Raw genomic sequence first — 11,615 nt, forward strand, 5'->3', positions numbered from 1 at the left:
TACGTTAAATTACAAACGAAATAATGATTAAAATATTGACAATAATTGGTGCAAGGCCTCAAATAATTAAAGCAGCAGCGTTGTGCAGGGCAATTAGCAATAATTTCCCTGGCAAGATCAAAGAAGTTATAGTCCATACAGGACAGCATTATGATAAAAATATGTCAAAAGTGTTTTTTGATGAACTTCATATACCAAGACCAAACTATAATTTGAATATTGGTTCGGCTTCACACGGAAAGCAAACAGCAATAATGATGGCAGGAATTGAAGACATCATTAAAAAGGAAAAGCCTGATTGTATGGTATTATATGGTGATACCAATTCAACATTAGCAGGCGCTATTGCTGCCTCCAAAACGCTTTTATATGTTGTCCATATTGAAGCCGGTTTACGCTCGTTTAACAAGACAATGCCGGAAGAAATCAACAGAATCATCTGCGATCACGTCTCTACATTGCTTTTTACTCCTACCAAAACTGGATACAACAACCTGGTAGCCGAAGGATTTAGAAAAAACAACAAACCGCCTTACAATATTGATAATCCCAAAATCTATCATTGTGGTGATTTAATGTACGACAATTGCCTCTATTTTTCGTCTATGGCTTCTGAAAAAACAACTATTATTGAAAAAAATCAGTTAAAACACAATGACTTTGTGTTAGCTACCATTCACAGAAATAACAATACTGACAATGCAGAAAGGTTAAATTCATTATTTAAAACTTTTGATAAAGTTTCAAAACAAAATAACATCCGCATTATGATACCATTACACCCCCGCACTAAAAAATTACTAAAAAGGAACCTATCCCCAGAGTTGTTTTGTGTTATTCAAAAAAACAAATTGATCAAAATATTACCTCCTGTTTCCTATTTTGAAATGCTGGCGCTGGAAAATTATTCTAAAATCATTTTGACCGATTCCGGAGGTGTGCAAAAAGAAGCTTTTTTCTTCAAAAAACCTTGCGTTGTCCTCCGTTCAGAAACAGAGTGGGTAGAATTGGTTGAAAATGGAACCAGCATTATTACCGATGCTGATGGGCAGCGGATTTTAGAAGCATACGATCATTTAGTGAATAAAACCGGTCTTTCATACCCTCCAATTTTTGGAGACGGAAAAGCTGCTGAATTTATTTGTGAGGAGATATTGAAAATAGAATAATAAATTTAGTCTATTACTTGCATTATTGTTATAAATTTTCTTTCTTGCATATATATATGAAAAAATTCCACCATTAATTAAATTATGAGAAAATTAATTATAGCAATTTTTTTAGTATTATCTTCAATACAGATTATTGCCCAAAATTGGATCCCTTTAAATCTGACAGATAAGTATAATTATAAATTAGACACTTCTACTATTATAACAAATACTATCTGGGTTGATTCAGTTTCTGTAGTAAATGGTGATTCTGTGTTTTATTTAAACAGGATCATAACAGATTGTGATACATGCAGTTTAGCGATAGGGGTCTATAATAATTCTTGTTATTTGGATACTATTTATCCTTGTGATAGTTGTTTTGCTCTTGAAAATCAGCCTCAATTCTTTCAGAGAAAAATGGTTAAAAAAGGTGATGGGATTTATTCTTTTGAGGACACAGCAAAATTTGTAATACTGTCCAAAGCTAAACAAAACGATACATGGATTTTCGATACTTTAAATAGTATTAATGCCCAGGTTATAAATATATCACTGGAATTAATTTTTGGAAATACAGACTCTGTAAAAATTATCGCTTTATCATCTAATGACACAATTAAAATCTCTAAAAATTATGGTATTTTATTGTTTCCTCATAAGTATGGAATGAATTCAAAATATTTTCTCACAGGTATTGAGGGTAGAAATTTGGGTGAGAAACTACCAGATTTTTGGGATATTTTTAATTTCAGTATTGGTGATGTTTTTCAATATAACGGTGATTATGGATATGCTGGCGATCAAAATATTTATACTAAAAAATATACTATTGCTTCAAAACAAGTCAGCGGAGATACCTTGTTTTATGAAATACAAGGAATTATTAATGGTACCTGGTGGGCCTGGAATCCATGGCCACCTCTATCTTTTCCGTATAATTATACTTATACAGATACACTCATTTATATTGACTCTGCTAATCATACGACAAATAAATATAATTACGAAAAGGTTGAAATGTGTAATCAATTAACTGGTGCGTGCTACCCAGCTTGCTTGATAAGTAAGCTCAGGGCAGGTATTGATGGTCAAAATTTAGTTAATAAAACTATAGGTGATATTGGGAATATTGATTATATCTATTATCCTTTGGATTCTTTCCCGGATATTCTTGGGAAACAACCATATATAGCTGCTAATACGATTGAAATTACATATACAGAAAGTTTAGGCAGGGTTTATTTTTCCCATTACTTTTTTGAAGGTTCAGAAGAAGAAAGTTTATTGGGTTATATAAAAGGAATGGATACAGTAGGAACAATAACACCTGATAGTATCTTATTGAAAATTAACAGCAACATCATTACAAGAAAAGATAATATTAAAATTTATCCCAATCCGTTTTTAAACAAAATATTCATTGAATATAAATTAGTAAACCCTGCTAATATAACTATTGAAGTTTACAATTTATTTGGGCAAAAAGTTATAACATTATTGGAAAATATAAAAAATGACGCTGGAACATTTAATGTTTCATTTGATGTCTCTAAACTTCCCAATGGAATTTACTTTTATACTTTACAAACCGAAAATTCCAGAATTACTAAAAGCATGATAAAAATGCAATGAATTAACACTCCCCAACGTTTTAATATTGCACTCACACCTTCATAATGTCCATCCCAAAAACACTTCTGATCTTTTCAACTCAAATAACCCCAAGGATCAATTACACCTTTAAGCTTATTTTTACAGAAATCCTGGGGCTTGATATCAGATTAACCGATAATATTGAAGAATTCAAATCCTACGAAGGCCCAAAGCTAAACTATTCAAAACAGTCAATAGGTGATGAATTATTCTTTTTTTCAGTAAACCTCTTATTTCAGACTGGTATAGAAAAACAGGATATTAACGTTTTTGACTGGGAAAATTGTAAAGTATTCTATCAAACTGAAAATAATTCCATTGTTCCATTTGACCCGTTTGCAGCTACTTTTTACCTGGCAGTTCGTTATGAAGAATATCTACCTCATAAAAAAGATAAATTTGGCAGATTTGAAGCCGATAAAAGCTTGGCTTATCAAAATGGGTTTCTTCAAAAACCGGTTATAAATATCTGGGCAAAAAAAATTAAGGATATCATTAAACAAAAATATCCTGACTATCCTTTTCCACAAAGATCGTATCAATATATTTCAACAATTGATATAGATCATGCCTATGCTTACCTTGAAAAAGGCTTTTTACGTACATTTGGTGCGTATGCAAGATCACTTGTTCATCTTGATTTTAATCAAATTGTTGAACGGTCTAAAGTATTGCTTAAAAAACTAAAAGACCCTTACGATACTTACGAATTTCAATTTTCTATTCAACAAAAATACAATTTAGAGGCCGTCTATTTTTTTTTAGTGTCTGATTACTCAAAATATGACAAGAATGTGCCAATCAATAGCACAAAATTCAAGGCGCTGATACAATCCATCGCTGAGTATGGCGCTATCGGTATTCATCCATCATTTACCTCAAATAATAATGGTTTGAAACTTGAAAAGGAAATAAACCGATTGTCAAAAGTGCTTAATAAGCCAATCACAAAAAGCCGCCAGCATTATTTAGTGCTCAATCTGCCGGATACATACAGAAATTTAATTAAATTTGGCATTACAGACGATTATACCATGGGCTATGCATCAGAACCAGGTTTCAGAGCAGGTATTTGTACACCATTTTGGTTTTATGATCTAAAATCGGAAAAAGAAACGAACCTGAAATTACATCCCTTTGCTGTGATGGATGGAACTTTAAAAGATTATAAGAAGCTGACCGCAGAAAATGCTATTTCTTGTATTCATACGTTAATTAAAGAGGTTAAAGCAGTAGATGGGACATTTATAAGCTTATGGCATAATCACTCATTAAGTAATGCCGGTGAATGGATTGGCTGGCGGGATGTTTATGAACAAATGATTGAACAATGATTAAATATTTAAAACATAATGAGATAGATAAAATTAAGTGGGATAGGTGTATTGAAAACTCAATAAATGGAATTATCTATGCTTATTCCTGGTATCTGGATACTGTTTGTGAACAATGGGAAGCATTAGTAGATGGAGATTACCAAAGCGTATTTCCTTTAACCGCAGGGCGTAAATATAGAATTAATTATTTGTATCAACCTCCTTTTGCACAGCAGCTTGGACTATTTTCAATCCATTCAATATCTGAAGATATGGTAAATCAATTTATTGAGACAATTCCTGCAAAGTATAAATTCAAGGAAATAAATCTAAACACTTGCAACACAAAAGAACATATACACTACACACAAAAAAAAAATATAACGCTTGAGCTGGATCTTAATAACGCTTATGAACATATTTATAAAAACTATTCAAATAACGCTAAGCGTAATATTAAAAGAGCAATCAGGAATGATGCTCGAATCAAAAAAAAAACATACTCTGAAGAAATTATTAAGATATTCAGAAATAACCGGGGCAAATTATTTTCTCACCTTAAAAATAAGCAATATGCAATTTGTAGAAATATTATTGATCTATGTATTGAAAAAGAGATAGGACAATCCTGGGGAGTAACTACGAAAGAAAACGATCTTTGTGCCGGAGCTTTTTTCATTGAGAGTAATAATAAAGTGATCTTTCTCTTTTTAGCTACAAACGAAGTTGCTAAAAAAATCGGTGCTGCCTCCTTTTTGATAGACAGGTATATTGAGGAAAATTCGGGAAGAAATGTGATCTTTGATTTTGAAGGCTCTAACGATCCGGATTTAGCTCGCTTTTACAAAAGCTTCGGGTCAAAAGAAAAGATTTATCTGCATATTAGAAAAAACAATTTACCGTGGTTTATTAAATGGATTAAAGGCTAATTTTTAATCAAATAATCAAACCGGTAATGAGCATACGGAAGATGAACCGGCTGTTCATAATATGTACCTTTTACGTTATATTTTTTACAAATTTCATCCAGTTCTTTGCAACTCCAAAATTTTCCCATTGTATTGGTTCCTTTCAATCTTCCTGTTAGGTAGTAGAATCTTGATTTGAAAGTTTTATAAAACTCCCACAGATGTTCCAGATTCGGTATATCACCTAAAAAAATCTTGCCACCTGGTTTTAAAACCTTCAGCATTTCAGCAATTGCCGCCATCCCTTTTCGAAAAGAGTCAAAATACTGAAAAGAAAAATAAAGCAAAATTTTATCAGCCTTCAAATCTACATATTTTGACAATCCCAGGGCATCAGCTTCAATATAATATATATTACTCTCAGCACAATACTTCGTAGCATTGTTTATCAAAATTTCAGAAATATCTATACCTATAATCTTTTCGCAGTTAGATGATATCCTTTGAGTGATCAATCCATTGCCGCAGCATACATCAATTAAAATATCGGTAGTTCTCAGATCTAACTTATTTTTTATGTGTTCTGCTATTAGCTCTAAAACTTCTTCATTGATAGGCTTATTATCTTTACTTGTCCGGGCAACCTGTTTATATAAGTCTTCATTATTGGCAGCTATTTTATTCCAAAAGTATTTCCAATTTCTCATTTGTAATTTGATTTATATCCGGCATAAATTCTATACAACACCAAAAACCCAATCAATTTCATCTTCAAAAATACAGGCACAATTGGTAAAATTAATGATACAAGCCTTTCATTGAATTTTGAAAGCAACAACCTGAATAAAAAAGGCTTTATACCTTTAGACGTCATCAGGCCAAACCAGAATAATTCTTTAAAATCAGGATGCTTTTTCCTGATGTAATTTAGATTTATCGCACCGAATTCCTGCATTTGATCAAGCGCAAAAGAGAGCGATTTGGTCATTACTGAATAGCCAACGGCCTCTTTGTTGAAATAAGTGGGTAGATTTGATTTTTTATGCAGGCGGTATGCAAATTCAGTATCACCACCACCGTATGTTCTCATATTAGGATCCTGGCCATCAATTTCAAGAAAGTATTTTGTTTTAAGAGCCACATTTCCTGTTGTCAGATATAGAAAGGGGATCTCCTCCACTTCTTTATATTTCCCTTTACCTCTCTTTTGCACATAATTTGCCCAAATATTTTTATCAGCATTTTTATAAATTACTTCTCCTACCGAAACACAATCTGTTTTTTCTAACAAACCATAATGCTGCTCTATTAAATCTTCAGAAGCTACAATATCCGAATCAAATATCAGCAAATAATCAGCCTTGAGGTATGGTATGGCAAGATTACGGGATGCATTACGACCACGGTTTTGGCCATTTGGATGTTGTAAGACCTTAAACACTAAATTAAGATCCAGTGATTCAAAAAATTCCAATGTTCCGTCAGTTGATCCATCTACACAAACAAAAACATTAAATGCTTTATACGTTTGATCTTCAAATGATTTAAGACAATTCTTTAATTCTACCAGATTATTGTACGTTGCTATAATTATATCAAATGACATCGGAATAGTTAAACTTTTCCTTTTGGGAATCTAAAACCTTCCCTTCTTCACATTTTAAAACTCTTGACGGATATTTTTCAATAAAAGTATAATTATGTGTTGCCATAAGTATTGCAGTTCCACTGTTATTAATTTCCATAAACAATTTTACAATACCTTGAGCTACTTCAGGATCAAGATTACCCGTTGGTTCATCAGCAAAAAGGATAAGTGGTTCGTTAATCAGAGCTCGGGCAATCACTACTCGTTGCTGTTCCCCACCTGATAGCTGATGCGGCATTTTTGATTCTACTGCGCCTAATCCCACACGCATTAATACATCTGCAAGGCGCTCTTTCATCTTAGCCCTGCTTTTCCAGCCGGTAGCCCTCATTACAAAGAAAAGATTATCAACAACGCTCCTGTCAAAAAATAGATGAAAATCCTGGAAAATAATCCCAATTTTCCTTCTTAACCAGGGTATCTCAGGACGTTTTATATTTTTGATCTGGAAACCTGCTACCGATGCGTTACCCAATCTTAAACGCAGGTCACCATACATGGTTTTGAGAAGAGAACTTTTCCCGCTGCCTGTTCTTCCTATTAAATAAACAAACTCACCTTTATTAATATCAAAAGACACATCATCAAGGACCTGTTTATCCTCCTGGTAAACAAAAACATCTCTCAAACATACTACTGGAGAGGAAGTGAATTCCATAATTCAATTTGAAAATTTGTGAATTTGAAAATTTGAAAATTAAATTATCAAATTTCCAAATTATCAAATTAGTTTTAGTTTACTGATCTTACCAAATGGAAGCTTATTGATAACCTTTTGCAATGCTTCTTCTTTCCCTTCCAAACCGTATTTACTTAAATTTCTTAAAGGCCTGTCAGCCCTGAAATAAGCTATCAGAATAAATTTATCATCCCTGAGCTGAATATAATCAGGTATTTTGGCCATGCCTTTTATTTTAACAATATACAATTTAGTTATTAGTTTGTTGGTTTTTAGTTTTAGTTTTATAGTTTTTAGTTTTAGTTACTTGGTTTCTTGGGTTTTGATATTAACTACAAAGGGTTCACTTTCTTAAAATCACTAATAAATTTCTCCAGTCCAATATCAGTCAGAGGGTGCTTGAGTAATCCCAGGATGACTTGCAGCGGACAGGTTGCCACATCGGCACCTATTTCAGCACATTTTACAAGATGCATAGTATGACGGATAGATGCGGCTAATATTTGAGTCCCGCAAAGGGCGGGATAATTTTGGAAAATAACCACAAGCTGTTCAATCAATGCCAACCCATCATTGGATACATCATCAATCCTACCGATAAAAGGCGATACATAATTAGCGCCTGCCTTTGCAGCTAATATTGCCTGTCCGGCCGAAAATATCAACGTGCAGTTAGTTTTAATTCCTTTTTCAGAAAAATATTTTAACGCTTTCACCCCATCTTTGATCATTGGCACTTTTACAACAATTTTCGGATCAATGGCAGATAGTTCATTGCCTTCTTTGACAATAGTTTCAAAGTCGGTTGCGATCACCTCAGCGCTTACATCACCATCTACAATATTACAGATCTCTTTATAGTGGATAAAGATATTATCCTTTCCACTGATCCCTTCTTTTGCCATGAGCGATGGGTTGGTGGTAACGCCATCCAAAACGCCAAGCTCTTGCGCTTCCCTGATCTCAGCAAGGTTGGCTGTGTCGATGAAGAATTTCATATTTAGTTATTGGTTCGTTAGTTTTTGGTTATAGTTTTATAGTATCTAAACCAGTTGCCATAACTAATTAACTAAAAAACTATAACCAAAAACTAAATAACTAAAACTAATAACCAAAAAACTAATAACCAAAAGTGGCAAATCAAATATCGCACCGCTACAACCGCCTACCCTTGCTTCCTTCCGGATCTGGGGGGGTTCAGCAGGAGCTGGTCGTATTGATTTGCCGGTACAAAGATACTATTTTAATTATTTTTAGCCAATATAATAATTTAAAAGTTTATTTTTGTATTTTAAATTTTACCTGTGTTCACCTACTCAAGTGTACTTCCATGAACATACGAAAAAACGAACACAAACATGAACTCACCAACACACCAACACATTATCATCATTGATTTCGGTTCTCAATACACCCAATTAATTGCCCGGAGAATACGTGAATTGAATGTATATTGCGAAATACACCCCGAATTTCCCACCATCACAGATAATATTAAAGGATTTATTCTTTCCGGCAGCCCCCGGTCAGTAAATGATAAAGATGCTCCGGATATTAACCTGTCTGCCATTCAAGGGAGGCTCCCTGTATTGGGTCTTTGCTACGGAGCACAATTGATCGCCCGCAAAGCCGGGGCTGAAATCTTACCTTCAAAGATCAGGGAGTATGGCAGGGCAAACCTGACATCCCGGCTGCAGGGGACTGAGAATAAATTAATGAACGGGATCACACCATCTTCGCAGGTGTGGATGTCGCACGGTGATACGATCTCAAACCTGCCAAAAGGGTACCAAATAATTGCCAGTACGGAGTCTGTTAAAGTAGCTGCTTACAAAATTAAAGACCAGGAAACTTATGGGCTTCAGTTTCACCCTGAAGTTACCCATACCACAGAAGGAAAAAAGATTTTCAAAAACTTCATCCTGAATATATGCGGTTGTGCCGGAAATTGGACGCCCGATCTTTTTATTTCTTCTACTATAGAAAAACTAAAAAGTGAATTAAGGAACGACAAGGTGGTATTAGGATTGTCAGGTGGAGTAGATTCAACGGTTGCAGCCGTGCTGATCAGCAGGGCCATAGGCGATAATCTCAATTGTATATTCGTAAATAATGGACTACTAAGAAAAGATGAATTCCGGTCCGTGCTGGAATCTTACAAAGAAATGGGATTAAAGGTCACTGGTGTTGATGCCAGTAAGAAATTTTATGATGCATTGGCCGGGCTTACCAAACCTGAAGATAAAAGAAAAGCAATTGGAAAAACTTTTATTAACGTATTTGACCAGGAAGCAAACAAAATAAAAGACGTAAAATGGCTGGCACAAGGCACAATTTACCCCGATGTAATAGAATCGGTTTCAGTAAATGGCCCGTCAGCTACTATAAAATCACATCATAATGTAGGAGGGCTTCCCGCTAAGATGAAGCTCAAGGTAACCGAGCCACTCAATACATTATTCAAGGATGAGGTGAGGGTAATAGGCAAACATTTGAATATTGACAAAAAGATACTCTCAAGGCATCCTTTCCCGGGCCCCGGTTTGGCAATTCGCATCCTGGGAGAAGTTACCAAAGAAAAACTAAGTGTATTGATGGAAGTGGATCATACTTTCATTAGTGGTTTAAAAAGAGAGGGACTCTATGATAAAGTATGGCAGGCCGGAGCTATGCTGCTGCCTGTGCAATCGGTGGGTGTAATGGGTGATGAACGCACCTACGAAAATGTTGTCAGCCTACGGGCAGTTACCAGCGTAGATGGCATGACCGCTGATTGGGCACATCTTCCTTATCAATTTTTAGCTGATATTTCCAATGAGATCATTAATAAGGTCAAGAGAGTGAACAGGGTTGTTTACGACATAAGCTCCAAGCCACCTGCTACTATTGAGTGGGAATGAGAGCGCATGGCGCAGAGCGGGAGGCACTATGCGCTCTGCGCCATGCACTTTTCATTCATTCAATACTTTGATGATTACATCACAAAATACTTCCGGCTCTTTGAGAAATGTAAAATGACCTGAATTTTGCAGCACGATCAATTCTTTATGCGGAGCTTCCAGCTCGTTGTAATATTTATCTAAAAGATTGCCGGGCGACACACCATCGTGTTTTCCCTGGATAAAATATACGGGGACTTCTACCTTTCTTACAGTTTTAGCCGGGGCATATTCCCATAATTTATCACCTTCGTTTTTGAGCAGGTTTTTATAATGATAAAATACACCAAAGCCATATTGTACCCAGCGAAAAAAACCATATTCAGGGGACTTTAAAATTGATTTAAAAAATTTTGATTGCGTTGTTTGGCCATATAAAAAGCCTCCGTACCTGGTGAGGATCGGGTACTTAACCGCAAAGCCTTTGATCGGGTTTTTGTAGGGAGGCTCGCCAAGTTTTTCAAGGCGTTTCAGGGCTTTTTTATCCCCTCTTTTTTGCGCTTCTTCCACAACAAATCTATGCGAAAACTTTTCCTGCTCCAGCATATCAACACCTTGCCCTGCTCCGATATAAGCATGGAGCAATTCTGGGTGTCTTTTTACGAGGTACATACCCATATAAGAACCCCACGAATGCCCAACTAAGTAAAGCTTTTGTTTATTGAATCTTTTGATTAAATATAGCATCAGCTCATGGGCGTCCTTTAAGGTTTGCTCTGCGGTTATGGATTTTTTCGGAGTTGACCAGTTATAGGACTTGCCTGAACCCCGCTGATCCCAATGCACCACCACAAACCTCTCCTCCAACTTTGCCTGAAACCTGTAGGCCAACCCATCATAAGGGGTACCCGGCCCTCCATGCAGAAAAAGCAAAACGGGATTGTTGATATTGTTGCCTCTTATTAATAATGCCTGTTTTACGCCTCCGATCTCCACTTTTTCCATCGAAGCAATACTAATTTCAACAATATTTCCCCCGGCATCCAAAAAACGTTTTGTTGTTGAACAGGCAGATGCGAAGTATATTAATCCTATACCGAGCAATACAAGGTTAAAAATTTTCACATTAAGAAATGTTTTAACATAAATTAGTCATTAGTCATTAGTATAGCGTTTCACTAAAATAATAACAAATAAAAAATAATTACTATCCTCAATTATTCATAAAATTCCAATTTCAAAATCCCAACTTCAAAATAAATCCCAAGTTCAAAATCCCAAACTCAAAATAAATCCCAAGCTCAAAATCCCAACTTCAAAATAAATCCCAAGTTTAAAATCCCAATTTCAGAACACAAAGTTACGATTTTCTGCTTAT

General features: G+C 35.1%; 11 protein-coding genes and 1 other RNA gene. 5 read left to right on the top strand and 7 right to left on the bottom strand.

Annotation, left to right across the window (positions count from 1 at the left end):
• Positions 1-23 precede the first annotated feature (23 nt).
• The 4 genes from FVQ77_11110 (at position 24) to FVQ77_11125 (ending at position 5,052) form a co-directional block, all read left to right on the top strand.
• Positions 24-1,169 carry a UDP-N-acetylglucosamine 2-epimerase (non-hydrolyzing) gene (locus FVQ77_11110; GenBank protein ID MBW8050862.1) on the top strand — a complete coding sequence of 382 codons (1,146 nt, stop codon included), beginning with the start codon at positions 24-26 and terminating at the stop codon, positions 1,167-1,169.
• Positions 1,170-1,253: 84 nt separating this feature from the next.
• Complete coding sequence (locus FVQ77_11115; protein ID MBW8050863.1) at positions 1,254-2,786, top strand: T9SS type A sorting domain-containing protein; 1,533 nt, start codon at positions 1,254-1,256, stop codon at positions 2,784-2,786.
• 44 nt (positions 2,787-2,830) lie between these two features.
• On the top strand, positions 2,831-4,141 hold the full coding sequence (locus tag FVQ77_11120) for a hypothetical protein (GenBank protein MBW8050864.1): 1,311 nt from the start codon (positions 2,831-2,833) through the stop codon (positions 4,139-4,141).
• On the top strand, positions 4,138-5,052 hold the full coding sequence (locus tag FVQ77_11125; GenBank protein MBW8050865.1) for a hypothetical protein: 915 nt from the start codon (positions 4,138-4,140) through the stop codon (positions 5,050-5,052). Before FVQ77_11120 ends, FVQ77_11125 begins: the two co-directional genes overlap by 4 nt.
• Here FVQ77_11125 and FVQ77_11130 read toward each other — a convergent pair.
• The 6 genes from FVQ77_11130 to ffs form a co-directional block, all read right to left on the bottom strand.
• Complete coding sequence (locus FVQ77_11130; GenBank protein MBW8050866.1) at positions 5,049-5,738, bottom strand: class I SAM-dependent methyltransferase; 690 nt, start codon at positions 5,736-5,738, stop codon at positions 5,049-5,051. The genes FVQ77_11125 and FVQ77_11130 overlap by 4 nt on opposite strands.
• Positions 5,735-6,637 (bottom strand): glycosyltransferase family 2 protein, encoded by a 903-nt coding sequence (locus FVQ77_11135; GenBank protein MBW8050867.1) that lies wholly within the window; start codon positions 6,635-6,637, stop codon positions 5,735-5,737. The genes FVQ77_11130 and FVQ77_11135 overlap by 4 nt, the downstream gene beginning before the upstream one ends.
• Positions 6,627-7,337, bottom strand: a complete 711-nt coding sequence (locus FVQ77_11140; GenBank protein ID MBW8050868.1) for an ATP-binding cassette domain-containing protein — start codon at positions 7,335-7,337, stop codon at positions 6,627-6,629. Before FVQ77_11140 ends, FVQ77_11135 begins: the two co-directional genes overlap by 11 nt.
• Before the next feature lie 63 nt (positions 7,338-7,400).
• Positions 7,401-7,607, bottom strand: coding sequence for a fructose-6-phosphate aldolase (locus FVQ77_11145; protein ID MBW8050869.1), 207 nt, complete (start codon positions 7,605-7,607; stop codon positions 7,401-7,403).
• A gap of 83 nt (positions 7,608-7,690) precedes the next feature.
• The gene (fsa, locus tag FVQ77_11150) at positions 7,691-8,356 is read right to left on the bottom strand and encodes a fructose-6-phosphate aldolase (protein MBW8050870.1); all 666 of its coding nucleotides are present in this window, start codon (positions 8,354-8,356) and stop codon (positions 7,691-7,693) included.
• A 131-nt stretch (positions 8,357-8,487) separates the two neighbouring features.
• Positions 8,488-8,586: signal recognition particle sRNA small type (gene ffs / locus FVQ77_11155), an RNA gene on the bottom strand.
• 130 nt (positions 8,587-8,716) lie between these two features.
• Here ffs and guaA point away from each other — a divergent pair.
• Positions 8,717-10,258 carry a glutamine-hydrolyzing GMP synthase gene (gene guaA / locus FVQ77_11160; protein ID MBW8050871.1) on the top strand — a complete coding sequence of 514 codons (1,542 nt, stop codon included), beginning with the start codon at positions 8,717-8,719 and terminating at the stop codon, positions 10,256-10,258.
• A 51-nt stretch (positions 10,259-10,309) separates the two neighbouring features.
• Here the strand turns inward: guaA and FVQ77_11165 are convergent, their stop codons facing one another.
• Entirely contained in the window at positions 10,310-11,362 is a 1,053-nt protein-coding gene (locus tag FVQ77_11165; protein MBW8050872.1) for an alpha/beta hydrolase, read from the bottom strand.
• Between the last annotated feature and the right edge of the window lie 253 nt (positions 11,363-11,615).

The sequence above is a fragment of the Cytophagales bacterium genome, from assembly GCA_019456305.1.
In the GTDB taxonomy this organism is placed as follows: domain Bacteria; phylum Bacteroidota; class Bacteroidia; order Cytophagales; family VRUD01; genus VRUD01.

Coding starts and splice junctions, on each gene's coding strand:
- FVQ77_11110 (MBW8050862.1), top strand. CDS start 24: ATGATTAAAATATTGACAATAATTGGTGCAAGGCCTCAAATAATTAAA.
- FVQ77_11115 (MBW8050863.1), top strand. CDS start 1,254: ATGAGAAAATTAATTATAGCAATTTTTTTAGTATTATCTTCAATACAG.
- FVQ77_11120 (MBW8050864.1), top strand. CDS start 2,831: ATGTCCATCCCAAAAACACTTCTGATCTTTTCAACTCAAATAACCCCA.
- FVQ77_11125 (MBW8050865.1), top strand. CDS start 4,138: ATGATTAAATATTTAAAACATAATGAGATAGATAAAATTAAGTGGGAT.
- FVQ77_11130 (MBW8050866.1), bottom strand. CDS start 5,738: ATGAGAAATTGGAAATACTTTTGGAATAAAATAGCTGCCAATAATGAA.
- FVQ77_11135 (MBW8050867.1), bottom strand. CDS start 6,637: ATGTCATTTGATATAATTATAGCAACGTACAATAATCTGGTAGAATTA.
- FVQ77_11140 (MBW8050868.1), bottom strand. CDS start 7,337: ATGGAATTCACTTCCTCTCCAGTAGTATGTTTGAGAGATGTTTTTGTT.
- fsa (MBW8050870.1), bottom strand. CDS start 8,356: ATGAAATTCTTCATCGACACAGCCAACCTTGCTGAGATCAGGGAAGCG.
- guaA (MBW8050871.1), top strand. CDS start 8,717: ATGAACTCACCAACACACCAACACATTATCATCATTGATTTCGGTTCT.